Below are 26,173 nucleotides of genomic sequence, written 5' to 3'. Positions count from 1 at the left end.
ACTCTAAAATCTCAAACAAAAGAATTGAATAATGAATTGACGCTTTTAAAGGAACAAACCAAAAAGTTAAATAATCAGTTAAACCCCATAGACGATATTTCCACAAATTTTAGAAATAGAAGTCTTACTACTGAAGAAATACAAAAAACTATGAACATAAATAGTTGGAGTATTAAACTTGATAACAAAGCTCAGTACGATATTCAAATTGGAGTTATTGAAAAGAACGGGTCTTTCAAACCCATTATAGCAAACTATAAAAATAAATCAGGCGAATCACTTACTCTTATAATGCAAAAAAGTAATACGGAATACTCATTTAATTGTTTAATTAACAATTCAGGAAGATCTGTAAATTACATTCTAAAAAAATTCACAAAACCTAAAGTTAACAGAACCAACAGTTATTTAGGCAGTAATTCTCGATTCAGAATAGAAGGTTTAACAACTTTTTATACAGTTGAAGATAAAAATAAAAATCATCTATATACATTTGGGATAAAACTAATAAAGAAAAAATCATAACCAAGAGATTGAAGTGAGGGGAAATTGAAAGATAAAATTATTTATTGGCTAAGCATAGTGTTCATGGGAATAATCTTGGGCACAGTTGCCGGCGTCTATAGTCTTTACGATTCTGATCGTTCTTATCAACGACAAATATTTAATAAAGATTGGGATACAATTAAACTCTATTTCAACTTTAGTTTTTGGGTAGGGTTTGGAGCTACCGTACTGCTTGGTTTCAAGTTCTATAAATCATTTACAGATTTCTTGAAAATGGATGAAGGAAAATGATGTATAAATCAAGTCATTGCTTCTCACCTAAACGTGAATTAAAACTCAGTAAATAAAGGATTAAGCTCTATGGATTCATATTACCATAAATGTCTACATTGCCATGACGAGATCATTGTTAAGGAGGATCAACTAGGCATCAAAATCAATTGTACAAATTGTGATAACTTTTTAAAAATTCCTAGCTTTTTCAAAAAGGATAAGCTAGTCACTGCTGATACAAATACGCCTAATATGGACTCAGATAATGCCAGCAAAAAAGAATCAAACACCACTCCCGAGGTATTTCTAGAGGTACATAAAAAAATCAACTGCACAAATTGTGATGAAAGCATTTTTGATAATCAAATTATTTGTCCTAGCTGCAATTGGAATCACAACAAGAAAGAATTTGCGTTTACAGAAACTAATGTGGGCGAGGCAGAAGAAGATAATTCCGCAGTTATATTTCATACTGGTACAGGTAACATCCCTTTATTTATTGGAGTGATTTTTGCTGTATTAGGCGTGTGGTTTTACATGACCTTCCGTGATTTAGAACGTCATGGGGGTGAGTTAGTTACTTATCAGTTTATCATTACACTTTATCAGTCAGTAGGATTAGGCTTCACAACATTTATCACTTTTTCTATTGCTTTTGTGTTTATTTTTTATAGCCTATTTAAAAAATTCTAGGTCAGCATCAAGACACTCATTCGGGATACAAAATATTTCACGATTACCCACAGGCATGATGCGATCCATACGAGAAGGAAGCTGTCCCTCTCGAGCTATACCTGCAAGATACTGCCGTATGGGCAAATGCTTTTTATCCACCTCTGGCAAGATCCTTGACCAGGCGACTAAGGGGCGTTGCCCCTCTTTATGAATAATTATAAAACATTTAAATCGAGATAAAACATGAACTATCTATGCCCCCATTGTGGCTCACAAACAAATGAAGGCTTTAATTACTGCCCTGCTTGCACAAGAATGGCAAAAGATTTTCAAACCTGTGAAAAATGTATCGAACCCTATGCAAATAGCGCAGAACATTGCCCCCACTGTCAACACAAGCCTGCGTCCCAAAAAGAGCAATTAGCCATTTCCTTGGAGTTAGAGGTCCAAGCAACACGTATGGGTGCCTTTTTAACTGGTGGCAGTCTTACTTCACTTTTCTTCCCACCCATAATCAAAATCTCTAATGGACGCATCAATGTGAAAAAGTGGAGTTTCTTTGGCCTACGAACCGACTATCAAGAAATCCAAGTAACACGAGTCGCATCTGTCAGGTATACAAAAGGTATTATCTGGGGCGGCTTACTCGTAGAAACTTTTGGTGGGGCCTCCGAAGACCTGACAGAAAAAGGTTTACACCAAGAAGACGCCAGGCAAATGGCAGAACAGCTCAAAGACTGTCTTAAAGATTAGACCCGCAAATCCCCCAATGAAGCCGTAATTATTCCAATTTGCTTTGGAAAATACATACACACTCCTTAGCAAAGTTAAAAATAAAGTTAAAAAATTCTATTTTTGTCGCAAGATCCGTAAGTTTTTGCTAATTATATACATAAGAACTCTTTAATTTAATAAACAAAAGGAACGCTTATGGATTCATTAAACCGCAGAAATTTCGTAAAAGGTGCCACTATTTTAGGGGCCGCATCTTCAGTCAATGCATTTGAGATCAACAAAAATGTCGGTAATGACAAACCATTAAAAATTGCCCTTATTGGTTGCGGTGGTCGCGGAACTGGTGCGGCAATGCAAGCCTTGAAAGTTCGTAAAGGCGTTCAACTTGTCGCAGTTGCCGATGCTTTCCAAGATAAAGCAGAAGCCGTATTTAAGCGTTTAAGTCGCCACCCCCAATCAAAAGTAACTAAAGAAAACGTCTTTCACGGCTTTGATGCCTACAAGAAAGCGATTGATAGTGATTGTGACCTCGTTATCTTAACAACCCCTCCTCACTTTCGTCCGATCCATTTAGAGTATGCCGTTGGTAAAAATAAGCATATTTTCATGGAGAAACCCGTGGCCGTTGACGGCCCTGGCATTCGTTCAGTTATTAAATCCTCTAAACTGGCTAAAGAAAAAGGTCTGATGTTAGCTTGCGGATTACAACGCCACCACCAGTTCGATTACCGCGAATCAATTCAACGCTGTCAAAACGGCGACATCGGCAATTTCCAATATGCCAAAGTTTACTGGAATAGCGGTGGTGTATGGACTCGTAAACGCCAAGAAGGCATGAGCGAGATGGAATACCAAATGAAGAACTGGTATTACTTCAACTGGCTCTGCGGCGATCACATTGTTGAGCAGCACATCCACAATCTCGATGTCATTAACTGGCTGAAGGGCACTCACCCTGTTTCATGCAGTGGCATGGGAGGACGCCAAGTCCGTACAGGGAATGAACACGGGGAAATCTACGACCACTTCTGTACGGAATACCAATATGAAGATGGCACACAAATGTTTAGCCAGGCCCGCCACATCAAAGGCTGTAACAATGCGGTAGAAGAAATCGCGTATGGCGACAAAGGAACATGCGAATTCAAAAGGCACCAGATCACGGGAGCTACTGACTGGAAATTTAAAGGCAAACGCGTCAGTGGCCACCAGCAAGAATGGTATCACCTTATCGAAGCACTGGATAAAGGACAAGTTTACAACGAAGGTATCACTGGAGCTGAAGCTACTTTAACAGCCATCATGGGGCGCATGGCTAACTACTCTGGTAAAACAGTCACTTGGGAGCAAGCCCTCAACTCCAAAGAAACTCTCGCACCTGATGCTTATACTTGGACAGGTACGCCTCCGACAGTACCAAATGCTGACGGCAGCTATAAGATCCCAACCCCGGGACGTTATAAAGTCATTTAAAAAGCACTTCATCATTCAAAAAGCCCTCTTAAAACGAGGGCTTTTTTCTTGCTTTGACAAGATCCCTCCGAGTGAGTACTTGAACTTAAGCTGAGACACTGGTAATTTCAAAAAAACTGGAGGATGAGTGAAAAAATTTAAAATACATATTTGCCTGGTGAATGAAAATGCCATGGAAAATATTCTACCTTTATTAGACCCGAAAATTGCCCCTGAAAAAGTTATCTTATGCTATTCACCAAGCCATGAAGATGATGCTAACATGCAAAGAGACTTTTGCCTCAACAAAGGTTTGGAAGTCGAAATGCTTGCTCTCTCACAAAAACACCAACTCGGCTGCTTACAGGAAAGATTCCTCCATCTTGACGTCAAGCCAAGTGAATGCGCCCTCAATCTTTCCTGTGGTAGTAAACTCATGTGCTTAGCTGCTTACGAATTTTTAGATGATGATATCTTTCGCTTTTGCGTTGAAAAAGATCATCTTTTTCCGATTAGCGAACCCGGGGCTTTTGACTATTACGATCTAGATAACCAAATCAAACTGGAAGATTACTTTGCCTTACACGGCTGGGAAGTTCAAAGTTTAGTTCGGACAAAAACGGTCCATCATGATGAACTTATGGATGAACTTTTTGAGCGAGTCGATGATTTTGAAAAAGCGATTGGTCTGCTTAACAAGTTAGCGAACGATGCAGACGATGATGGCGTCTTAAACATGCGCCATCGCAGGAAGTTTAACGAACAGCAACTCGAGCTCATGGGCAAACTTTATACCGCTAACTTACTCACTTACTACGATTCAAATTCAGTCACTTTTAGCGACCAAGAAGCTGTAGATTTTTGCCGAGGCTTTTGGATTGAAGATGCCGCTTATCTAGCGATGAAACAACTCAATGTACAAGATTGTGCCATATCAGTAGAAATCCGCAATGAGCAAGGCATCAAAAATGAAATCGATGCGGCATTTCTCCACGAAAACCAACTCTACCTTATGGAATGTAAAACGGCTCACTTAGCCCGTGAAGGCAAAGGCACTCAAACACTCTACAAGATGGATACTTTAGTCGATTATGCGGGGTTACATACCAAGGGAATCCTTGCCTCCTACCGACCTTTAGAAGATTTCGACATTCGCAGAGCACATGATTTGGGTATCACGATTATTCAGGGCACTGCCCTCAAAAACTTCGCGAGTCACCTCAATAAAATAATCGAGGTTTCATAAGCATGAGCGAATTTAAAAACATATCTAATCACCAAGGCCAAGTTATAAAAGATAGCGACGCAGCGCAAAATAAGCCCGCTAAAGTTATCTTTGCCATCGTCATTGCGATCATCGCAGACATCCTCAGTATTGTCTTATCTTTTGCACCTGAGTTTGCAATCCCCGCAAATATGCTTTTGGTCGCGATCCTAAGTTTTTTACTCGGCTTTAAGTTTCTGTACTTACCCGCGGCTTTAATCGAAACTTTTCCGTTCTTATCTGCGATGCCTTTTTGGACTGCGGCAACTCTCTACTCAATTTACAAAAACAAGCAGGACTCAAAGAAATAAATTTTACTTACTTTTTATCGTCTTGAGGCTTATTTAAATTTTGTAAATACTCCTGCCATTCTATTGGCAAGTGATATTTTTTCTGACTATTACATTCCTGGCAGCAAGGCACGCAATTATTTTTAGTCGTCTTGCCACCGCGCACAATTGGGACTAAGTGATCCATGGTCAATTCAGAAGGATGAAATTCCTGCTTGCAATAATAACATAACCCCTTGCCTTTCTGATTCTTCCACCATTGCGACTGCCGCAATTCGCGCGCTTTATTTTTTTCGCGCTTGCGATGTTGATCATCCGCAGATGAAAAGCCATCAAAAGAAAACATATTTTTGCTCCGTAAAATTCGAATTACCCAAATTTAGCTCCCCTGCAGAGGTTGCATAGTCAAATTTAGAGGCTTTTTTATTATAAATAAAAAGGAATTATAAGATGAAACTAAAAGCAAAGTATTTTGGCTTTTGCCTGCTAGGAGCACTCACACTGCTTTCCTGCAAGGAAGCTGCAGAAGGTGTCGACCAAACTGCAGACCAACTCACGGGTAAGAATCAGGTGAAACAAATGAAGAAAGCTGAGGCTGATCTCAATAATATTAACAAGCAACACAACCAACAACTCGAAGAAGCCACAAAAGAAAATTAATCTTTTTGCTTTTGAGTACAAATGCCGACCCCCGTCGTCTTTGTGTTTGCTTAACATAATATATATGAGTATCCGTCATGTCCGATTCACCTACCCCTCCGCCGAAACCGGAGATCAAAGGGGCTAGTCGCTCTTTTATCATCGGTGCCAGTGCGTCATTCGTCCTCTTAGTGCTAGCCATTGCATTAGGCTGGATTTCTGTTGCATCTGGAATTAGGCATATAAAAAAATACAGCTCTACAGAAGCGCTCACTTTTTCCTTTCCCGAAAGTAAAGAGCAGTATCAAGCGACCTTAGAAAAAATTGCTAAGTCAATTAGCATGGCCTCTAAAGGGCAAGAGAGCGAACTTCGCCTCAATGCCATTGAGCTCAATAGCCTCATGGCCCACGACACGAGTTTTGATGATTTTCGTCAGTATTGTCGCCTCAGTAAAATCACTGAGGAAGCCCTCTTTGTCGACATCAGTTTCCCTATAAATAAGCTGCGATTTGCCGAGTGGACTGATGTGGAAGGCCAGTACCTTAATGGTCAAGTCCTACTGACGGGTCGCTTAAAAAAAGATCACTTCTACCTCGAAATCAACCAGGTCCAGCACGACGGTAAAAAAATCATGCTCGATACTTTTGAGTCGCTCAAAGAACATAATGCCATCACCTTTTGGCCTGCCGCAGAGGACTACCAGAAAGAATTAAAACTCATAAGAGCCTTCAATTTAGAAGCGAACGAATTGGTTTTGACCATCGCACCATTTCCGGAGGATGACTAATGCCTTCATCCACTTGTTTAGAAGATTGGTACCCAAAAGAAGTTGAAAACGAAGATTTAAGCGACATCCAAGGGAGATTCCAACTTTCCCTACCAGCAGCCACTGTTTTAGCCAATCGCAGTTTACTTAAAAAGAATGCTGATTGCTTTAATGCCTCCCTCGCGAGTTTGAGTGATCCTTTTCGATTTCCTGATATGCAAAAAACAGTTGAAAGAATTTTTGAATCGATTCAAAAAAATGAAAAGATTATTGTTCACGGTGATTATGATACCGATGGCGTAACTTCATCCACTTTGCTCAACTGGGTGATCAAATCCTACGGGGCTGATAGTAGCGTTTTTATCTCTAACCGCTTACATGATGGTTATGGCCCGACTCCTACAACCATGCAAAATCAAATTGAGGCTGGTGCTTCTTTAGTCATCTCAACAGATTGTGGCATCACCTCTTTTGAAGCTGCTGATTATGCCCATGAAAACGGATTAGATTTCATCATCACTGATCATCATAACCCTGCTGATCAGTTACCAAAAGCATATGCGATAATCAACCCAAGAATTACAACTGAACTCATCGACCTGTATTCCTTGGCTGGCGTGGGCGTCTCCTTCAAACTTTGTCATGCCTTGTTAAAATTTGGAAGCAAAATTGGCAAAAAAGCTACTATCGACCTCCGTAATGGACTTGATTTAGTTGCTCTGGGAACAATTGCAGATTCTTGCCCTCTGATTGGCGAAAATCGTGCCCTCGTCAAAAATGGTCTCAAACTCCTCAATGTGAACCCTCGACCGGGTGTACGCGCGCTCTATGAAGCAACCACTCTCGACACTCACATCACGGCAGCTGACATCAGTCGAAAAATCTCACCAAAAATAAATGCTGCGGGCCGCGTTGGCGACCCAATGGTTTCCGCTAAGCTTTTAGCCTCTAATAGCATACATGAATCACGTCAACTCGTGGGGCAGCTCAAAAATTTCAACCGCATTCGACGTAATGCAGAAAAATCCGCTTACATGGAAGCTCTTCAGATTGCCAAAGAACAAGCTAAAAGCTCACCTCCCCTACTCTTGGTTGTTGGCCCTGATTGGCACCCTGGCGTCATTGGCTTAATTTCGACTAAACTTACGAAACATTTTGGTTTACCTTCAGTTGTTTTATCAAAAGATAAAAACCCTGATGAACTTCTTGGTTCTGGAAGAAGTTGCGATGGTATTAATTTACTCGAAGGGCTTAAGCACTGCAGTGATTTACTAAATAATTTTGGTGGTCACCCCATGGCCGCAGGACTTTCCTTAGCAGTCAATAACTTAGAAGCTTTCAGAGAAAAAATCATTGAGCTTTTAGAGAGTGATGTTTTAGATAAAGTCGAAAAGAAACGCAAGCATCAGTATTATGATGGTGAATTTTCTTTCCAAGATCTAAACGAGCAATTCATTGGTGATCTCGAACGCATGGAACCATTTGGTAATGGTAATGACGCCCCTGTCTTTTTGTTTAAAAACGTACAGATTCGAGATACCCACCACCCCATAAGCGCAGTCCTCTCTGGTTTTGTCATGGATAAATTTGGCACAAAAATTGCCTTCACCTACTACACACCTTTTGACTATAGTGAGTTTGAACCTGGTAAGCTCTATAGTATCATTGCGACTCCCTACCGAAACTTTGAAAATAAAACTTGCCGATTGTTACTTCACGAAGTTTTCGTCAGCCAATAAAAATGAGCATCTCTTTTAAAGTTCTTGAAGATAATCTAAAGTGTAAATTTAATCAACCTACACTTTTGCGAGAAGCCTTGACTCACCGTTCTTATAAGTTTGAGAGCAAAGAGCCATTAAACGATAATCAACGTTTAGAATTCCTCGGAGATGCCGTTATTGAACTGATTGTCTCACGCTATCTTTTTGATCGTTATCCAGATGCGCCCGAGGGTGACTTAACTAAGTATCGAGCGGCCTTAGTCAAAGAATCGGCTCTCTTTGAATGTGCTAAGAGCATTAAGCTCGGAAAGTATTTACTTTTGGGAAAAAGCGAACTTAAAAGTCAGGGCAATGAACGTCCTTCTAATTTATCTGATGCTTACGAAGCTCTCATGGCTGCCATCTATCTAGATCAAGGTTATGAAACTGCGCAAAGTTTTCATATTAACATTTTAGAAAAATTATGGGACGAACCCGCCGATTTACTCCTCGTGCAAAACCCAAAAGGGACTCTCCAAGAACTCACTCAAAAAAATCACGGCTCGCCACCTAAGTATATCACCATTTCTAAAACGGGACCTGAACATGACCCCTTATACAAGGTTGAGTGTATCTTAAATAAAGAACTCATCTCTAAGGGCCAAGGTAAAACATTAAAGGCTGCACAAGAAAATGCCGCAAGAAAGGCTATTCATTGCCTTAAAGAGGAAAAATCATGAATCGCGAACGAATTCAGACTATTGTTGATGAATATAAACTTCCAAAATTTAGAGCTAAACAACTCAAAGAGGCCTTTTTTGAGCACCACTACAGTTCTTTTGATCAACTCACAAACTTTCCAAAAGACCTTAGAAATAAGTTGACCGAAGAGAACCAAGTTCTTTGCTTAACCGTGAATAAAGTTTTTGCCTCATCCGACCAAGTCACTTACAAGGCCTTATTAGAACTTCACGATGGATTAAAAATTGAATCTGTCCTCATGAGCCCTAAGCCAGGTTTATGGACCGCTTGCATAAGCTCTCAAGTTGGCTGTGCAATGAAATGTAGTTTTTGTGCAACGGGAACCATGGGATTGACACGAAACTTAACATCTGAAGAGATCTCAGACCAAGTTCTCTTTTGGCGTCAATTTATTGCCAAAAATGACATCGACACCGATCGACTTAATAATGTTGTCTATATGGGTATGGGCGAGCCTTTGCACAATACCAAAGAGGTATTTAGTAGCATAGAAGAACTTACTGCAGAAGATAGTTTCAAGATTGGCTCACGCCATATTTCAGTCTCGACTTCAGGTTTACTAAAGGGCGTGAAAGAAATGGCCGAAAAATTCCCGCAGGTCAATCTTGCACTTTCACTTCATGCTGCAAAAGATGAGCTACGCTCTTCTATCATGCCGATTAACAAGGCTTTTGATTTAGAAAAGATTCGCACTTGTCTCGATGAATACATCGATAGCACACACAGAAAAGTTTTTATTGAATATGTTCTTTTAGAAGGTGAAAATAATGAATTAAGTCATGCGGTTGAACTCAGTAAGTTCCTGAAATCACTCAAACGCCCAGAATTGACACACACAAACCTCATTGTCTATAACGAAACTGATAGTGAACACAAAGGCTCCACAAAACAAAAAGCCGATCAATTTCGTAATCATTTAAAATCCAAAGGCCTCAGTGTAACCATTCGCAAAAACCTTGGACGTGATATTGATGGTGCCTGTGGTCAACTCGCAGTAAAAGAAGAGAATTAAAGCTACTCAAATGGAAAGTTAGTCACGCTAGATTATCTTTAAAAATCAATATTCGGAGAACCCATGTCAAAAATTATTTTAAGCCTCATTAGCTGTTGTTTTCTTTTTTCCTGTGCCAATCACGATGGCCCTTATACACAAAAAGATATTGGTGAAAAAGAAAACACCTTTCGTAGATCTTATCTAACAACAGCATCAGATCTCTACCAAGATCTCTACTTCTCACATCAAGCGTTCTCTGCCGACTTAAAACTACTCTTGGAACAGACAAACACGGATCAAATAGATAAAACTCTGAACAGCCTGCAAGCATTACGGAGTACATATAACAAAACCATCCCCTTTCGCAATATTCATGGTCCTTTAGACTACCCGTATTTAGAAACTGAAAAAAGTTTAGCCGAGCTCATTTTTGCTGAGAGCGCAAAGTTTAACGGCGACAAAACTATTCTGAACTTTATTAAAGGTGAAGAAGAAGTAAAAGCTGAGCTTCTTTATGAGAAACATTTAGCTGAATCTACAGATGATATCTACCTTGGTTTGCCTGCAATTGAATATGCTTTAAATCAACAAGATTTACTCTTGGAAAAGAATAAACGCCTCCAAACTTATTTAAAAACCTGTGACAAAGCGCTGGAAGTACAAATCAAAGCTTTATTAGATGACTGGTCTCCCTACATAGCAGCTAACTTTCATCACCTTTTAAAAACTCGAAAACAAGATCAGTTCCTTGGCTGGACCTACACATCTTTTTTAATCAACCAACAGGATGTCTTAGGTAAAATTAAAACCAAAAACCAAGAACTTAGTGAGCCAGATTTAAATGAACGTCTAAACGCACTCATGAATCTTTGGGAGGGTCAATACATTCTTAATGATGGTCGCCAATACCTCCGCATGGGCTTAAAGAATTTAATTCAAAGCCCTGAAATCGATAATTATTTCAAAACTTTAGAAATTTCAAAAACTAAAAATGACCAAGACATGCAAGTCACCACTATGCTCGCTCTTCAAAATGGCATTTTAAGAGAAATCTCTAAATCTCCCTATGATAAAACAGTACAGTCACTGCCATACATCATACCGAACCCAAAGCTCCATACATTGAGTAAATCCAAAAAACATTCGAAAGACACTCCATTTGGGGAGGCAAAAACTCCCTACTCTAATCAAGTTACATTCTAGGTCTATTATCGTTTACAACAATCACATCATTTAGATTCGAGGATGTAGTTAATGAAACATTACCCCATATATATTGGTGGAAGAGAATACTCCAGCGATATTGTAACTGAATCTACTTGTGTCTATTCCCAAAAGAAATTTGCAGAAGTTTCCTTAGCAAATCCTGAGCATATAGAGCAGGCGATAGAAATTGGCCATAAAGCTAAAAATTCTATGAAAAACTTATCTGCTCATCAAAAGCGGAAAGTTTTGCTTGAGTGTAGAGATCTATTTGAAGTGAATTTTGAAGATTTAGCCGAAACAATCACTCTAGAAAGCGGCAAGACAATCAATGAATCTCGTGCGGAAATGCAACGAGTGATCAGTACCTTTGATTATGCATCTATAGAAGTCATGAAAATGGATGGCGAAGTACTCGCCATGGATACACACGCGAATTCTGAAGAATTCGAATGCTTAATTAAACGCTTCCCCAAAGGTCTCTGTACTTTTATCACTCCTTTTAATTTTCCTATCAATCTCATTGCACATAAAGTTGCGCCTGCTATCGCCGCAGGATGTCCATTTATTATTAAACCATCTGATAAAACGCCAATTTGTGCATTAAAATTTGCAGAAATTCTTAAACAAACTTCACTTCCAAAGGAAGCGTTTTCAGTATTGCCATGCTCTAACGAAGATTCTTTAAAACTCGTGAAAGATGAACGCATTAGTTTTTTAAGCTTTACTGGCTCAGAAAAGGTTGGATGGATGCTAAAAGGTTTGGCCGGTAAAAAATCTGTATGCCTAGAATTAGGCGGCATAGCGTCTTGTGCCGTGTACCCTGATACTGACTTAGCAAATGCAAGCAAGAACATTTTAACGGCTGCATTTGGACAAGCAGGCCAAAGCTGTATCAGTCTTCAAAAACTTTATATCCACAATGAGGTTAAAGAATCACTCATAAAACTCCTTGTCGACGGCTGCAAAGACATTGTGTTAGGGGACCCTAGTGATCAAAAAACTAAATTGGGACCATTAATCAATGAAGATAGCCTTCAACGCGTTCAGAAATTAATTAATCAAAGTGTTAAGACTGGAACCGAAATCATTACAGGAGGCAAGAGGAGAAACAACTCCTTTGAACCCACTATACTTACTAAACTCGATATAAATGACCCCATTTCTACTCAAGAGGTATTTGCTCCATTATTTATAGTCGAAGAGTTTAATAATTCAGATGAACTCTTTCAAATAATAAATAAATCTCCATATGGTATCCACGTAGGCATATACTCAAGCAACATAAAGCTGGCAATGAGAGCCTGGAATGAATTAGAATGTACGAGTGTGGTATTTGGCCATGTCCCAACCTGGCGCTCAGATAAAATGCCCTATGGGGGGATAAAAAATAGTGGTTGTGGTCGAGAGGGCCTAAAATATGCTATTGAAGAAATGACTGAGCTTAAATCATTAGTCATTAAAAAATAAAAAAACGCTGAAACATAAGTTTCAGCGTTTTTTATTGATCTGTAAGTTAGCTTTAACTACCAGCTATTTTGAACATTTCCATGTATTGATCAATATTTTTAAATACTGTAAAACCCAACACACCTGAAGCAGCAAGTCCAACTAAGATCGTCACAATACCAGGCTTGCCTTTAGTATCTTCTTCAAGTAATGCTTCATCACTTGATGCACTTTGAGCTCTTTTTTGAGTCTTGGCTTGAGGCGCAGTAGCTGTTTGTGTACCTGCAGTTTTAAGCTTAAGGGTACCGCCACCGGCATTAGGGTCTACTTTGAGTGTTTCATCTGCTGCAACAGGCGCTTTAATTTTGAGTGTTCCAGAGGCACCTTGAGTTGGACCAGAAGCTTTAATCTTAAGTGTTCCACCACCATCAGGTGTTTTAATCTTAAGTGTTCCACCACCATCATCAGGAGATTTAACTTTAAGTGTTCCACCAGTATTCGCTTGCTCAGTTACTGGAGCTTGAATCTTAAGTGTCCCCGCTGAAGAAGGTTCTGCGGCAACAGGCGCTTTAACACGTAATGTCCCTGCCGAAGCTGGTCCTGAAACTTTAATTGTCCCCGTATCAGTTGAAGCTGGGTCAGCAACTTTAAGTGTAGAAGCTGCATCTTTTTGAGGAGGTAATTTAAGTTCTTGAGTCATCACTGTAGAATCAGTATTGCGAACTTCTGGGCTCTTAGTACCAGCTGAAGGGGGTCTTAAACGAATTGTTTGACTCGCAGTCAAAATACCCGAAAGCTGCTTTTTACGCTCTTTAATAACTTTTAGGTGAACTGTATCAGTATAATTTTCACCATCTAAATTAATATTCTGTGTACTTGGTGATACACGCTTTAATTTAGTGGTATCTGTATCACGAATCATTAAAGGATCGGTTTCAGCCGTTTCTATCTGTGGAGATTGACCAGTTTGAGAACCTAAGTTTACTGTCTCTGTATTTTCTATATCACTTTTATTATCAGACATTTTTATTTCTCCTAAATCTACAGTTGCTTGAAGTCAGGAAGACCTCGGACTGTCATTTTTTTATAAGGTGTACCAACTGGACTAATCAATCTACCCGTTACGAAAATCAAAAGATTGGTTTTTTCTGATCTTTCACCTTTGTTTTGGAAGAATCTTCCCAAATAAGGTATATCAGAAACATAAGGTATTGAGTCGTCAACAGAATATACTGTCTCTTTTACTAAACCACCAATTAAAAGTGTTTCACCGTCCCAAATCTGAGCTCGAGTTTCTACTTGGCGTATGGATACAATTGGCATCGCGTAGTTAAAAAAGTTCGGGTAAGTAATACTATCTGTAAAGTTAGTTAAATCAGAGTTCAACTCAGTATCATAACCAAGAAGCTCAACTTGCTGGGGATTTAAATCCATACTAATTGTATTGTTATCTGCTGATACTTCTGGGGTTACTTCAAGGATAACGCCTATATCACGAGCTTCACCAAATGTTGGAGTCGTTGGAATAATTGCATCCGCGTCTAATTGAGCCTCTTCCCATTCTTCTGGGAGGAAACGCTCCTCAACAACACGTAAGACAACTGTATTACCACTTTGGGTCACTGCATTAGGAGAGCTAAGAACTTCAGAAGTATCTGATTGATCTAGAGCTCGAACCATCATTTGCAGTTCTTGATTACCAAAAACTAAATCAGCTGCTAACTGAACGGGGCCTTCTTGTGAAGTCACAATTTCATTTATACCGCGAATGTTGTTATCAAACCTTTCTGCAGCAGTCGCACCATCATTTGATTGTGCAAAAATCCTATCACCTGTCAGAGTATGATTTGGTGTTCTTGGTCCTGTCCAACGCCACATAAAGCCCAATTCTTGAGTTGTATTAAAATCAACATCAATGAATTTAGTTTCAACTGAAATTTGGGCACTTGGTCGACCTAATTCATCAATAATACGTTTTATCAACTGAATGTTAGCTGCGGTATTTGTAACTACTAAACGATTGACGTTACTCACAAAAGAGATTTTTGCTCCAGCAGGAAAAGTAACACCTGATTTCTGGAAGTAATCTTGCCAATTTGTTTCTCCAGAATCACGTACTAAGCCATCATCGGTTAAGCCGTCTCCAGCATCTCCAACCACTTCAATCATAGACAAAGGCACATCAAAGAAGACTGTCTCTGTTTCTTCTAGTGGATAGTCTGGATCAGCAATGTAAACAGCATGATTGTCAATCTTAACTTTAAGACCAAGGATTTCAGTAATTTGATTAATTAATTCTCCTAATTGCATATCTTCAACATTTAGGAATAAACGTGCTTCTTTATTTTGATTATCAGTTGAAGTAATAGCTTCAGGTTCATCAAAGCCACCATCATCAAAGCCACCATCATCAAAGCCACCATCATCAAAGCCATCATCGACCGCTTGGTCTACTGAAGGAGCTTGGGCGGCCTTAGCTTTTGAGGCGAAGTAAACTATATTGATCCCTTTACCTTCAGGATCGGGATCAAATTCTTTCGATTTGCGAATTAAATCTTCAACTATTTCACTTATACCTTGTCCATCATAACTAACTGAAGGTATATATATTCGTCTTAAACGATCGTGAATAGATGTTTTATTTTCAGCATCAACATTAATACTTGTAGAATTTAATAACTCCGCATTTAAATCTGCGCTCACACGAATTTTATCTTCCCATTTCCAAGAAGTTTCAGCTAACAAATCCGCTTGACTAACTCTATTTCTTTGCTTACCTAGGATTTTGATTTCTTCGTATGCACGAAACATAAGATGACTCGCAGGGATATTGAACTTATCAATAATCAACAAATCTTCTAACTCTTCTCTACATCTTTCGTATTCACCTTGGTCAAAATAAATTTGGGCTCTTTGCATTTTAACATCAATTGATTCTTTTTTAGCAAGCTCCTCTTGAGTGATTTGTTCTTCACCAACAAGTTGCTTATACTCTTCTTGAAGGATGAGTTCATCAATTTCAGCTAGTTTCGCCTGATAGAGTTTCTTATTATCAGGATCAATTTCAATAAGCTCTTTTAAGTATGATTGAGCTAATTCAAATGACTTATTTTCTTTGGCATTATTTGAATTGGAAAGTTTTTCAGAAACTAAATTTTTATAGACTAGAACTTTTAGTTTTTCAACATTTTCTAATTTATTGATTAATCTGTTAGAAGAACTCTGTGCACTTTTGTACACTTCTTTTGCTTTCGCCAAAAACTTTAATGCGGCATGGTTTGATGAATCTTCTACTGCAGCCATCGCCTTGTAGTAAAAGCCATCTGCCTCAAGCTCTAATTGCTGTTTTCTAATTTGCTCATTGTTAACAAGAGTTGTTGTGTCAACAGTTTCTTTTTCACTATTTTCTTGTGCAATGACACTGGTAGAAAATAGAGATGTAAGAAAGAATAGAGTCTTGGCATAGTTATTAATTTTATCCATAATTATCACCTAAATTTTCTTGAAGTCAGGAAGCCCTGGCACTTGATTTATTCTTAATGGCAGGCCACTCTCAGTTATCAAACGAGCCGTTATAAACATGAGTAAAGAGCGTTTTTCTGAAGCCTCACCCTTATTTTGGAATAATCTACCCACAAATGGAATGGCTGATATATAGGGAATTGAATCATCTACAGTCCAAACATTCTCTCTAATTAAGCCACCAAGAGTAAAAGTTTGTCCATCCCATAATTTGACTCTTGTCTCAATCGATCTGACTTCAAAAATCGGCATTGAGTATATAAATTCAGCTTGATAAGTAAAAGGGGATCCATTTATATCAAAAAGCTGAAGTTCTGTGGAAGTATTCAAATCTGTATCATAGCCTAAAAACTCGATAAACTCGGGATTAACTTCCATGGTAATTACTGTGTTATTTGGGTCAACTTCAGGAGTTACACTTAAAACAAAGCCGATATCTTTTTCTTCACCAAAAGTAGGTGTACTAGGCACAATTTCAGTACTGTTACTAAATTCACCTTCTTCCCATTCTTCAACAAACTGTTGTGAGGTAACGACGCGAATCACCGCAGTTTCTCCGCTTTTTGTAAGCACATTTGGGGCCATGAGAATTTCATTGGTATCGGATTGATCCAATGCTCGAATCATCATCTGTAATTCTTGGTTACCAAATATTAAGTCAGCGGCCAGCTGAACCGGGCCTTCCTGACTAGTTACAACCTCATTAATGCCTCTGATATTGTTATCGAATCTTTCACCACCACTTGCAGGAGTATTCGATTGTGCAAAAATCCTATCTCCAGTTAATGTGTGATTAGGTGTACGTGGACCCGTCCAACGCCATAAGAAGCCCAATTCTTGCATCGCATTCCAGGTGATATCTACCACTTTTGCTTCCACATTTACTTGGGCAGCACCGGTATTTAAGTTATTAATTATATCTTGAATTAATTGATTATTATTAACTGTGTTGGTTACGACTAAACGATTAACACTTGCGACATAAGACAACTTTGCTCCTGCAGGAAAAGTAACACCCATGTTTTTAAAGTAATCTGACCAATTTTGACCTGCTCCATCACCGCCTCGTTCACCAAGACCTGAATCAACTAAATCTAAACTATCTGAAGTCGGTATTATCTCTAACATCCCTGCTGGTACATTAAAGAATTTCGTCTCCATCAATTCAAGCTTAACGTTAGGTTCAGCTATGATAACAGTGTGCTCCTCAATCTTCATATTAAGCCCCTGAGATTGAACTATAAGTTCAAGTAATTTGCCCATGGGAACTTTTTCTACATTGAGGCGTACGGGATAGTTATTGACCGTTTGAGGGGCACTATCTTGAACTACAGCTTCATCTTCGAAGCCTGCATCATCAAAACCGCCATCATCAAACCCGCCATCATCAAAACCATCGTCTAAGTCATCAATCGCCGCTTCTTGTGGAGCGCTAGAAGCCTTGGTTTCACGTAAAAAGACAATATTTACACCCTTACCTTCAATATCTTGCTGCTTACTAATCTCTATAAGCTGTTCAATAACTTCCGCAAGAGGCTCACCTTCATAATTGACTACAGGGATTTCAATTTCTAGTTTTTTATAAATCTCACCAAAATTATCGTCGTCTCTTTCTACATTACTTACGAGCACGTTGGCTTTATCTGCCGATTTGACAATTGGATCCACCCATTTCCATGAATTTTCAGCAGAAAGTTCCTCAGATAATGAATCCTGTCTTTCAGCGCCTTTCTCTTTGACAATTTTTGCTAACTGAAATTTTAAATGACTCGCATCAACATTAAAGGGATCTAAAGTTAATATTTTATCTAATACCTCTAATGACTTGATATAATCGCCAGTACTTTTTAGTATCTTAGCTTTCTCATAATAGACTCTAACTTCATCGTTGACGTCTTGGACCTCAGTGTTAATTGCATCAGCATTAACCGATTCAACGTACTCAAGTTCTTTAAAACGATTATTTAAATCCTCTTGTAAGGCTAAGTATTTTTTCTTGTTTTCTGGATCTAATTCAATGGCATGATCAAGGAGGTCTTTTGCTTTTTGAATTTGTCTGGTGCTATTAGCTCTCTCAACAGTATTCAAAATTTCGTCTATTTGGTACACCAAGTAATCGACTTCTATACTCTTCAGCTCATTTTCCAAAGCCACCACAGCATCTGATGACGAAGCTAAAGTTGCTAAACTTGCAAAAGCTTGTGTAATACCAGTGTCTAAACCATCGACAAAACCAGCATTTAAACTTTTTCTTAATTTTGATACCTTAATTTTTAGTTCTAAATATAGCTGTTGCTTGCGCACAACTTCATTACTTTTGACAACTGAAGAAGAGACATCATCCTTTTCATTTGATAAAATCTTATCTGCAACTGAATCTGCATCTTGGGCTTGCAGTGAAGCTACACAAAGGATTTGGTATATAAAAGTTTTCCCAAACTTGATCATATTAGTAACCCCTACTAAAGCCTTTTGAAATCAGGCAAACCACTTAAGGTGCCAGGACTAACAGGAAGGCCTGATGGGTCAATTAATCTAGCTGTAACGAAGATAATTAAGTTTTGTTTTACAGATCTCTCACCATTTGAAGTGAAAAATCTTCCTAAGAATGGAATATCACCTAGGTAGGGAATTTTATCTTCATAAGTTGTTTTATTTTCACTAATCATCCCACCAAGCGCTAGTGTTTCGCCATCCCATACACGCACTGTTGTATCCACTGTACGAGATTCGAAAATTGGCATACTAAACTTCTGTTCAAAAGCGGTATACACTGTGACTGTAAAAGGGTTGCCAATGATGGGAATGAAAGTCACTTCTTGGCCAACTAACATATCCACATTAAATGTATTATCATATTCTACGAACTCAATAACTTCTGGCTTGAGTTGTAATTCAATGACACGTTGATCGGGATCGATTTGTGGAGTTACTGTTAATACTGCACCAATATCACGAGGCTCACCAAACACTGGTTTCGAGGGCGTCACAGTTGAAGCACTACCACCATCACCTTGTGAGTTTTGTTCTACTTCTGGCTCCTCCCATTCTTCTGGGAAATAACGCTCTTGTACAACACGGATCTTTGCTGTATGACCATTTTGAGTTGTTACTTTAGGCGCATTAAGAACATCTTCACCACTTCTTTGTTGGATAGCACTAACAAGGGTATTAAATGTTGTATCACCTAAGATTGAAGCGAATTTAAATGTGCCTTGACTAAGGCCAGGGGCACCTAGTACAGACCCTAGACTTCTCACTGCAGACTCCAAACCATCGCCACCTGCACTTGTCAGATCACCACTTTTATCAAGGCTAAAACCATCACTCAAAAAATCATTTAGTGAACCATTTGGATCGCCATTCACACCACCGACATAACTTGGATCTCTACCAATGTAACCAGCATTCGGATCTGTAAATCCAGAACCGTCTTCAATACGGGCTATTGACCACTCAAATGCAAGCTCATCAATGTCATCTTGGTTGATCTCATAAAACTTTGATTCGATAATTATTTGGTTTTCAGCCGGAGCCAATTCCTTAATAATGCGATCAATCTTACCATGCTCAGCAGGTGTATTTTTAACAACAAGTCGATTTACAGATTGAACAAAAGAAATTTCTGAGCCCGCATCAAACTTTACACCAAATTCATCAAAATATTGACGAACATCTTTAGCTGTACCATCACCTGCACCTCCACCAACGTCATCAATAAGGCTTGCACCTGCAGTATCTAAGTTTGGCTCAATCAAATCTAGGAAACCTGCAGGAACATCGTAGAAACGCACTTCCATTGTATCGAGAGGAATACTTTTGTCAGCAATAATTACTGCATGCTCAGTGACTTTATATTTTAAATCTTGCTGCAGACAAATGAGCTCAATTATCTTTAAAATTGGCACATCACTTAATCTTAAGGAAACACCATTTTGTGCTGGTGCACTTGCAGCTACTTCTGCACCTTCTTCAAAGCCACCTTCTTCACCAAAAGCACCTTCTTCACCAAAAGCATCTTCTTCACCAAAGGCATCTTCAGCTGGCGCTGAGGCTTCAGCTTTTTCATTAATACGTAAAATAATATTAACACCGCGCTTCACTGGATCAGGGTCATAGTCTTTAGACATCTGTTTTAAGCGGGCAACAATTGAATCTAATGAGTCATTATCAAAAACAACACTTGGGATCTTTATGCCGTTCAACTTATCAAAAACATCTTTAACTCTTGCATCGTCATTACGTATACGTCCATCGGTAGCAACATTGACCGCCGTGCCAATCTGTGTACTTGGTCTTAATGGCTGATTCCATTCCCACTCGACTTGAGCCAAGCGCTCTTCTCTTGTGGCTTTTCTTCTAGTTCTACCAAGCTCTTCTACTCGCACATTGACTCGACGCAATAGGGCCATTGCATCTGAATCAAAGGGGTTTGCCACTAAAATTTGCTCTAGTACATCTTTTGCATCCATGTATCTTCTGTTTGCAAATAAAATTTCTGCCTGTTCAAACTTAATAGCATTGGGTCTATCGACTTCCTCTTCTCTTATTTCACGAATACCCTCTTCGTCGACTTTGCGTACAAAAAGCAATTCTTCTTCAATAGCCATATAATCTTTGATCTTCGCATCAATCTCATCTTCTCTTTGCGGAGCAACTACCTTAGCTGCATTAAGAGTTGAAACTGCCTCAGAATATAAATCAGCATCCACTTCTTGCTGAGCTCTGGTCATTAGCTGACCTGCTTTGAGAACCATTGCCTCAGCTTTATTCTTTTTCGCTAACTCAACCTTCTCAAGAACATCTGCACGAGTTTTTGAAACACTAATAAATCCTGCTATAGCCATATCATAATTATCTATAGCTTTGTCATAATCACCAATAGCAAAACTTTTCATTGCTTTGTTCAATTTCAACTCAGACTCAATCAATCTTTGTTGACGGCGAATCTCTTCACTTCTTGTAACAGCAGAACGTTCTGGTGCTACTTTTATATCTTCGTTTTTATTTTCACTTAAAATCTCTTCTGAAACTTTCGACGCTTCATCTTGCGACATCGTCGACAGTGTCAGTGACATAGCCACAACTGCCGTCAATTTAGTAAACAATGACGTATTGTTCATATTTAAAAGTCCTCGTTCTCTATTGATAAAATTATTTAACAGGAGTTAATATCGATTTCCTACTATCGATTTCAAACTCTTCATTTGTTTTTCTACTGAATATAATGGCTTTCAAGACCTTTTCTTCGCCAATTCTGCGCCATCCCCTAAAGTCTACAACCTCCTTAACTCCATCTAGACCAATGAGCTCATGCTTTGAATCGTCCGCCACAAAAGACGTTTTACCATCAAGATTATTGTAAATCAGGACGCCACTACTATTAGGAGGATAGATGTATTTACCCTTTTTAACAGACAATACATTTCCTTCATCCTTCTTTACTGATAGGACGACCTTTCCATCTACTTTTTCAATATCAACTAAACTATAGCCACTATCGAATATAGACCCGCCGATCCGAACCCATCTAGTTTTCTTGCGCCTGTCTACAAACTGAATTTCCCACCTGCCCTTATCAGCACCGTTGATCTGATCAGATTTGTAAATAAAATCCAAGGGCCTAGCTTTCTTTGGCTTTGCCTGGATGTAGTTCAGTAAAGATGGATAACTTGATGGATCGTCAATTAATGTGGGCACTCCATTGATACCAACCATGATCTCATCATAATTACTAAAAGCATCCTTATCCCTATCTTCTAAAGCATCCTCTGGATTATTGGGATCCATGTTATGTTCTGCTTCAACAGTATCTGGTATACCATCACCATCGCTATCGCCAGCAACATCCCCATCTTTCTTGACTTTTACTTGAGTTTTACACCATGGACATTTCCTAAAATCATCGTGAAAAACTCTTTCACACTCTTCATTCCTACACACGAGATACTGACCATTCTCAAAAACTGTCTCCAATCTCGTAGCTTTTACAGGCTTTGGCTTCTCAATATCTCCAGAAGCCACTACTACCGGCTTATTACCACTCAGCTTAATCAATTCAATGGGATTAACATCAACAGTTGCAACAACAAACACTGCAACAACAACTAAAGCTGCCATCACAATGATCAACAATACCTTTTCAACATTAGCTTTAATAAAATCTTTCATACTATTTTTCCAGGTAAGTTTCTTTAAATTGAATCCAATCCAAACTAATCGTAACAGTTTGTAGCGGTGCTTCAAAAGCTTTTATATTAACTCGCTCTTTAGGCTTTTCTTCCACCTCTACCTCTTCCTCTAAAGGAAGTCCTGTATCAACACCCGTCAATAGATCATCAATACTCTGAGCAACTGGCTTCTTATCTTCCTCCTCAACTTCAACTTTCTTGGAAAGATTCAACGGGTTAAGGTCTTTATCTACCTGAGCATCTGTAACTAAACGCACACTATTAACACGATAATAAAACTGCTTATCGTTACTAATCTTATTTAATAAGCTCCCAAAACTATTTGGCTCCATCTGCAAAACTAATGAAAAGGTGTAAACTTTGGCATAACTCTCTTTCACGACAGTCTCTGCTAAAATATTTGGACGCCCTATACTCGTAATAGATTTTACAGAACTACTGGCAATAATTTTAACCAAGTTCTCCACAGCCATCAGCTGCTCCATAACCTTAACTTTATCCCTAGGCTCCATTTTAAAGATTCTAGAAACCTCGTCATCAAAAGAAAATTTAAATTCTTCTGCTAATTCGACATTTGAGCTACTACATATATTGCGCAAAGACTCCAAAGACTCCAAAAACTTATCTTGTACATCTTCTGCGCGCATCTGCGCAACTGCTGATTGATCATGATTAAAAGATTCAATTAGCTCACCATAGTACTCATTGAAACCCGCTTTCAAAACCTCATCATTTTTCTTGGCCAATGTATCATTAGACCCATCCAAACGAAACTGTGTAGCATTAATTTGCTGAGTATCATTACCCAGGCGAACTTTATCTTCCTGTAGCTTCTTAGTTTCTGCCTTATAAACGAAAGACAACTTAAACAACACAACACTCACCACAATAACCACAAGCAATAAACTAACATTTGCTTTGTTATCTTTTATAATTCCTAAAATTTTATCTTTCATTGATCAACTCTACCAATATTCTTTACACCCAACTGAGCTTTAAAGTACGCGAAGGCCTTATTTTTACTTTGTCGCTTTTCTAAAGGACCCGTTATACCAGGAGGATCCACTAACACATATGGAGAAATGGCAATATCCTCTAACATCTTAGACAAAACTTTCTGTTTTTTACCTGTAAAATCCAATGCTGGATACTGAACATAATACCCTTCAATAATCACAGAACCCACATCGGTTAATTGAGTTTGACTATGCAAGGCTTTATCCCTTTCAGCTTTCTTCGCGGCAAACTTACTAAGTTCTTTCGTTTCTTGCTTAATCTGCCCCTGCTGAACACTAAGGGCTTTACCTGCCTGCGGAGTGATCGAAGTAATCCACAAAGGCTTTGGCTTATACTTCCTTAAATCATTCAGAAAGCTCACCCATTCATAACGCTCTTCATTTAAAAGCTCCAATGCAGCAATTTTCGCCTCAACTGCAGTCTTTCTTTTTGTTTGCGCAGTGATTTTATCTAAGATTTTCTTATAACCATCAATTTTAACTGCTTTACCATCAATTTGACCATGGTAATGCAAACGCTCTCTAAAAGAGCCGGCTAAAATTATTAAGGGGATTAAAATCGCCACCGCAGCTGAAGCATAATTATAAGGCATTTTACCTTTTTTCATAATCTGCTTCTTAAGCGACTCTGGCGTCAGTGAGATCTCAACAGGACATTCACTAATCCTTAGAACTAGACCTATAACTTCACTAAATAAATGTGCTAGCTCCGCCAACTCCTGCCTATCGACGTCAGCGCCTAATGTGACACCATTTTGAAAGGGGTTAAAATACTTCACATCAATTTTCATCTTTTCTTGAAAGAAAGTCTCTGTAAATAACATAGTTGAACTACCTCCAGATAAATGCATAATCTCTGGCTTAGCACCTTTCTGCTGGTTTTTAAATATGTTAATAGAACGACTGACCTCACCATGTAAACGCGTCATCACGTTTCTTACAATCTTAGAAATTGTAGCAGCCACTTCAGATTCAGGTTCTTCATAAGCCCCACCCAATGCAACAAAACCGTGACGCCTCTTCAACTCTTCAGCTTCTTCTAAACCAATACCAAATTCTTTTGCCACTTGTTGCGTAACTGCATGCCCCGCAATTGGTATGTTTCTCGAAAAGAAACTTGTGCCGTCAGAAAAAATCAAGTTAGACACTCTGGACCCAATATTCAGAACCATCGCACACTTATCAAAACCAATGCGATTGACGCGGATAGCATTATAAGAACTTGATGTTGCAATATCGACAATTTCTACTTTTAGGCCGCACTCTTCAACTGCCGAGACTAATTCTTCAACAATCTCATTTTTGATTGCCACAAACATCACTTCCACTTCTTCAGCATCTGGCGATGAAATTAATTGATAATCCCATATGACTTCATTCATTTCAAAAGGAACATTCTGCCTAGCTTCAAACTCAACCACTTGACGGATCTTTTGAGCATCATCACCAACAGGAGGTAACTTTACAAATTTAGTGAATGCCATTTGCGCTGACAGACTGATATAAGCCTTCTTTGCTTGAACCCCACGCTCTTGCATCACTTTGGATAAAGTTGATTTTAATAAAGCTGAGCGATTACTCTCTGTTTGGACTTCATCGTATTCACGATGCCCAAACCTCTCGAGCGTAATAACCTTATGATCGACCTTGAACTCACCAAGCTTTACACTTGATGCACCAACATCAATTGTGACTACTGATTCTGAAGCCATGAATTAGACCTATTTTTGTTTAGAAATTTTTGGAAATACCTGCCACTGTGTCCCAGCCCACGGACTCTCATCCTTAGACATAAAGACACCATCAACAGAATCTAAGTTTTCACTGTCGAATACTCGCTCAGTAAACCCAGTAGCTAAAGCTTTCTGTCTTTTCCCGTTTTGTACATAAATTTTAGTATCTAATTGAGTTTTACCATCAACTTTAAATACCGCATAAACACTCAAATCTTTAGCGCCTTTTACGCCACCCAAATAGCGATTAACCGAGGATTTTCGCAGCTTAACGCGTCCTTCATCGCCTGTTAGTGCCAAGGCATCCATCATACACCCTTACTAGCTTGTCCACCAAAAATATTAAAAATAATATCTTCAGCGACACACCTAATCTCTACTAAGTCTTTCTTTGTCTTGTATTCTTTTGGTTTGCGATCTTGGTATAAATTGTTTTTTGGTTGGTTCCTTTAACTTATAAAAGTTAAAAGACCTCAATTATACTTTGACTCTTTCATTCTATTGTTTTCTTCCTTTCAAAGATCTTATATCGAAGTGCTGTTCTCAGCGCTTGATATTTGAATTATACGATAGTAACGGGGTAATAAGTCTTGTAAAAAGCACTCTATAAAGACCGAAGTCTTAAAGAGGTTAGTCTTTTTCATTCCTTAAAAAGGAGGTGATCCAGCCGCTGGTTCCCCAACGGCTACCTTGTTACGACTTCATCCCAGTCACTAAGCCCACCTTCGGCGTCTGCCTCCTGCAAGCAGGTTGGCGCAACGACTTCGGGTGAACTCAGCTCCCATGATGTGACGGGCGGTGTGTACAAGGCCCGGGAACGTATTCAATGAGCCGTAGCTGATGCCCATTTACTAGCGATTCCATCTTCATGGAGTCGAGTTGCAGACTCCAATCCGTACTGAGACCGGTTTTGGGGATTCGCTCCATATCACTATGTCGCTGCCCTTTGTACCGGCCATTGTAGCACGTGTGCAGCCCCGGGTGTAAGGGCCATACTGACT

The 26,173-nt window shown here is 39.0% G+C and carries 23 protein-coding genes and 1 rRNA gene; 14 read left to right on the top strand and 10 right to left on the bottom strand.

Annotation, left to right across the window (positions count from 1 at the left end):
* Positions 1–24: 24 nt before the first annotated feature.
* The 7 genes from LNTAR_RS21720 to LNTAR_RS21690 all read left to right on the top strand — a co-directional run bounded on the left by LNTAR_RS21720 (position 25) and on the right by LNTAR_RS21690 (position 5,217).
* A complete protein-coding gene (locus LNTAR_RS21720; RefSeq protein WP_040915575.1) occupies positions 25–525 on the top strand; it encodes a hypothetical protein in 501 nt (166 codons plus the stop codon).
* A 63-nt stretch (positions 526–588) separates the two neighbouring features.
* A complete protein-coding gene (locus LNTAR_RS21715) occupies positions 589–798 on the top strand; it encodes a hypothetical protein (RefSeq protein WP_007280923.1) in 210 nt (69 codons plus the stop codon).
* A gap of 69 nt (positions 799–867) precedes the next feature.
* Positions 868–1,473 (top strand): hypothetical protein, encoded by a 606-nt coding sequence (locus LNTAR_RS21710; RefSeq protein ID WP_007280922.1) that lies wholly within the window; start codon positions 868–870, stop codon positions 1,471–1,473.
* A 225-nt stretch (positions 1,474–1,698) separates the two neighbouring features.
* Positions 1,699–2,208 carry a zinc ribbon domain-containing protein gene (locus LNTAR_RS21705; protein WP_007280920.1) on the top strand — a complete coding sequence of 170 codons (510 nt, stop codon included), beginning with the start codon at positions 1,699–1,701 and terminating at the stop codon, positions 2,206–2,208.
* A gap of 177 nt (positions 2,209–2,385) precedes the next feature.
* The gene (locus LNTAR_RS21700; protein WP_007280919.1) at positions 2,386–3,663 is read left to right on the top strand and encodes a Gfo/Idh/MocA family protein; all 1,278 of its coding nucleotides are present in this window, start codon (positions 2,386–2,388) and stop codon (positions 3,661–3,663) included.
* A gap of 127 nt (positions 3,664–3,790) precedes the next feature.
* Complete coding sequence (locus LNTAR_RS21695) at positions 3,791–4,888, top strand: Card1-like endonuclease domain-containing protein (protein WP_040915573.1); 1,098 nt, start codon at positions 3,791–3,793, stop codon at positions 4,886–4,888.
* Between the two features lie 2 nt (positions 4,889–4,890).
* A complete protein-coding gene (locus LNTAR_RS21690) occupies positions 4,891–5,217 on the top strand; it encodes a hypothetical protein (protein WP_007280917.1) in 327 nt (108 codons plus the stop codon).
* 7 nt (positions 5,218–5,224) lie between these two features.
* On the opposite strand, the gene LNTAR_RS21685 is transcribed toward LNTAR_RS21690, so the two are convergent.
* Positions 5,225–5,542, bottom strand: a complete 318-nt coding sequence (locus LNTAR_RS21685) for an HNH endonuclease (protein ID WP_007280916.1) — start codon at positions 5,540–5,542, stop codon at positions 5,225–5,227.
* A gap of 104 nt (positions 5,543–5,646) precedes the next feature.
* Between LNTAR_RS21685 and LNTAR_RS21680 the strand changes: the two genes are divergently transcribed.
* The 7 genes from LNTAR_RS21680 (at position 5,647) to LNTAR_RS21650 (ending at position 12,731) form a co-directional block, all read left to right on the top strand.
* Positions 5,647–5,856, top strand: coding sequence for a hypothetical protein (locus LNTAR_RS21680; RefSeq protein ID WP_007280915.1), 210 nt, complete (start codon positions 5,647–5,649; stop codon positions 5,854–5,856).
* Between the two features lie 77 nt (positions 5,857–5,933).
* On the top strand, positions 5,934–6,623 hold the full coding sequence (locus LNTAR_RS21675; RefSeq protein ID WP_007280914.1) for a hypothetical protein: 690 nt from the start codon (positions 5,934–5,936) through the stop codon (positions 6,621–6,623).
* On the top strand, positions 6,623–8,341 hold the full coding sequence (gene recJ / locus LNTAR_RS21670; RefSeq protein ID WP_007280913.1) for a single-stranded-DNA-specific exonuclease RecJ: 1,719 nt from the start codon (positions 6,623–6,625) through the stop codon (positions 8,339–8,341). The genes LNTAR_RS21675 and recJ overlap by 1 nt, the downstream gene beginning before the upstream one ends.
* Positions 8,342–8,343: 2 nt before the next feature.
* On the top strand, positions 8,344–9,042 hold the full coding sequence (gene rnc / locus LNTAR_RS21665) for a ribonuclease III (protein WP_007280912.1): 699 nt from the start codon (positions 8,344–8,346) through the stop codon (positions 9,040–9,042).
* On the top strand, positions 9,039–10,076 hold the full coding sequence (rlmN, locus tag LNTAR_RS21660; RefSeq protein ID WP_007280911.1) for a dual-specificity RNA methyltransferase RlmN: 1,038 nt from the start codon (positions 9,039–9,041) through the stop codon (positions 10,074–10,076). The genes rnc and rlmN overlap by 4 nt, the downstream gene beginning before the upstream one ends.
* A gap of 63 nt (positions 10,077–10,139) precedes the next feature.
* Positions 10,140–11,261, top strand: a complete 1,122-nt coding sequence (locus LNTAR_RS21655) for a hypothetical protein (RefSeq protein WP_007280910.1) — start codon at positions 10,140–10,142, stop codon at positions 11,259–11,261.
* 51 nt (positions 11,262–11,312) lie between these two features.
* Positions 11,313–12,731: an aldehyde dehydrogenase family protein gene (locus tag LNTAR_RS21650; RefSeq protein ID WP_007280909.1), complete on the top strand. Its 1,419-nt coding sequence runs from the start codon at positions 11,313–11,315 to the stop codon at positions 12,729–12,731.
* Between the two features lie 52 nt (positions 12,732–12,783).
* Here the strand turns inward: LNTAR_RS21650 and LNTAR_RS21645 are convergent, their stop codons facing one another.
* The 9 genes from LNTAR_RS21645 to LNTAR_RS21605 form a co-directional block, all read right to left on the bottom strand.
* Positions 12,784–13,734, bottom strand: a complete 951-nt coding sequence (locus LNTAR_RS21645; protein ID WP_007280908.1) for a hypothetical protein — start codon at positions 13,732–13,734, stop codon at positions 12,784–12,786.
* 17 nt (positions 13,735–13,751) lie between these two features.
* The gene (locus LNTAR_RS21640) at positions 13,752–16,193 is read right to left on the bottom strand and encodes a hypothetical protein (RefSeq protein WP_007280907.1); all 2,442 of its coding nucleotides are present in this window, start codon (positions 16,191–16,193) and stop codon (positions 13,752–13,754) included.
* Between the two features lie 9 nt (positions 16,194–16,202).
* Entirely contained in the window at positions 16,203–18,680 is a 2,478-nt protein-coding gene (locus LNTAR_RS21635; protein WP_007280906.1) for a tetratricopeptide repeat protein, read from the bottom strand.
* A gap of 14 nt (positions 18,681–18,694) precedes the next feature.
* Positions 18,695–21,355, bottom strand: a complete 2,661-nt coding sequence (locus tag LNTAR_RS21630) for a type II and III secretion system protein (protein WP_083800115.1) — start codon at positions 21,353–21,355, stop codon at positions 18,695–18,697.
* 31 nt (positions 21,356–21,386) lie between these two features.
* Positions 21,387–22,403 (bottom strand): thrombospondin type 3 repeat-containing protein, encoded by a 1,017-nt coding sequence (locus LNTAR_RS21625; RefSeq protein ID WP_007280904.1) that lies wholly within the window; start codon positions 22,401–22,403, stop codon positions 21,387–21,389.
* Between the two features lies 1 nt (position 22,404).
* Complete coding sequence (locus LNTAR_RS21620; RefSeq protein WP_007280903.1) at positions 22,405–23,379, bottom strand: Amuc_1100 family pilus-like protein; 975 nt, start codon at positions 23,377–23,379, stop codon at positions 22,405–22,407.
* Positions 23,376–25,151: a type IV pilus assembly protein PilM gene (gene pilM, locus LNTAR_RS21615; RefSeq protein WP_007280902.1), complete on the bottom strand. Its 1,776-nt coding sequence runs from the start codon at positions 25,149–25,151 to the stop codon at positions 23,376–23,378. Before pilM ends, LNTAR_RS21620 begins: the two co-directional genes overlap by 4 nt.
* A gap of 9 nt (positions 25,152–25,160) precedes the next feature.
* Complete coding sequence (locus LNTAR_RS27410) at positions 25,161–25,484, bottom strand: hypothetical protein (protein WP_162026444.1); 324 nt, start codon at positions 25,482–25,484, stop codon at positions 25,161–25,163.
* Between the two features lie 339 nt (positions 25,485–25,823).
* Positions 25,824–26,173: ribosomal RNA gene (locus LNTAR_RS21605) — 16S ribosomal RNA — on the bottom strand; the annotation flags it as partial.

The organism is Lentisphaera araneosa HTCC2155, assembly GCF_000170755.1.
GTDB classification, from domain to species: domain Bacteria; phylum Verrucomicrobiota; class Lentisphaeria; order Lentisphaerales; family Lentisphaeraceae; genus Lentisphaera; species Lentisphaera araneosa.
Note: the sequence above shows the minus strand (reverse complement) of the source record. Positions and strands in the feature narration are given on the sequence as shown.

Bases quoted from the DNA above. Each gene is read 5' to 3' on its own strand.
- LNTAR_RS21715 (WP_007280923.1), top strand. From the start codon at position 589: ATGGGAATAATCTTGGGCACAGTTGCCGGCGTCTATAGTCTTTACGAT.
- LNTAR_RS21710 (WP_007280922.1), top strand. From the start codon at position 868: ATGGATTCATATTACCATAAATGTCTACATTGCCATGACGAGATCATT.
- LNTAR_RS21705 (WP_007280920.1), top strand. From the start codon at position 1,699: ATGAACTATCTATGCCCCCATTGTGGCTCACAAACAAATGAAGGCTTT.
- LNTAR_RS21700 (WP_007280919.1), top strand. From the start codon at position 2,386: ATGGATTCATTAAACCGCAGAAATTTCGTAAAAGGTGCCACTATTTTA.
- LNTAR_RS21690 (WP_007280917.1), top strand. From the start codon at position 4,891: ATGAGCGAATTTAAAAACATATCTAATCACCAAGGCCAAGTTATAAAA.
- LNTAR_RS21685 (WP_007280916.1), bottom strand. From the start codon at position 5,542: ATGTTTTCTTTTGATGGCTTTTCATCTGCGGATGATCAACATCGCAAG.
- LNTAR_RS21680 (WP_007280915.1), top strand. From the start codon at position 5,647: ATGAAACTAAAAGCAAAGTATTTTGGCTTTTGCCTGCTAGGAGCACTC.
- LNTAR_RS21675 (WP_007280914.1), top strand. From the start codon at position 5,934: ATGTCCGATTCACCTACCCCTCCGCCGAAACCGGAGATCAAAGGGGCT.
- recJ (WP_007280913.1), top strand. From the start codon at position 6,623: ATGCCTTCATCCACTTGTTTAGAAGATTGGTACCCAAAAGAAGTTGAA.
- rnc (WP_007280912.1), top strand. From the start codon at position 8,344: ATGAGCATCTCTTTTAAAGTTCTTGAAGATAATCTAAAGTGTAAATTT.
- rlmN (WP_007280911.1), top strand. From the start codon at position 9,039: ATGAATCGCGAACGAATTCAGACTATTGTTGATGAATATAAACTTCCA.
- LNTAR_RS21655 (WP_007280910.1), top strand. From the start codon at position 10,140: ATGTCAAAAATTATTTTAAGCCTCATTAGCTGTTGTTTTCTTTTTTCC.
- LNTAR_RS21650 (WP_007280909.1), top strand. From the start codon at position 11,313: ATGAAACATTACCCCATATATATTGGTGGAAGAGAATACTCCAGCGAT.
- LNTAR_RS21645 (WP_007280908.1), bottom strand. From the start codon at position 13,734: ATGTCTGATAATAAAAGTGATATAGAAAATACAGAGACAGTAAACTTA.
- LNTAR_RS21640 (WP_007280907.1), bottom strand. From the start codon at position 16,193: ATGGATAAAATTAATAACTATGCCAAGACTCTATTCTTTCTTACATCT.
- LNTAR_RS21635 (WP_007280906.1), bottom strand. From the start codon at position 18,680: ATGATCAAGTTTGGGAAAACTTTTATATACCAAATCCTTTGTGTAGCT.
- LNTAR_RS21630 (WP_083800115.1), bottom strand. From the start codon at position 21,355: ATGAACAATACGTCATTGTTTACTAAATTGACGGCAGTTGTGGCTATG.
- LNTAR_RS21625 (WP_007280904.1), bottom strand. From the start codon at position 22,403: ATGAAAGATTTTATTAAAGCTAATGTTGAAAAGGTATTGTTGATCATT.
- LNTAR_RS21620 (WP_007280903.1), bottom strand. From the start codon at position 23,379: ATGAAAGATAAAATTTTAGGAATTATAAAAGATAACAAAGCAAATGTT.
- pilM (WP_007280902.1), bottom strand. From the start codon at position 25,151: ATGGCTTCAGAATCAGTAGTCACAATTGATGTTGGTGCATCAAGTGTA.
- LNTAR_RS27410 (WP_162026444.1), bottom strand. From the start codon at position 25,484: ATGATGGATGCCTTGGCACTAACAGGCGATGAAGGACGCGTTAAGCTG.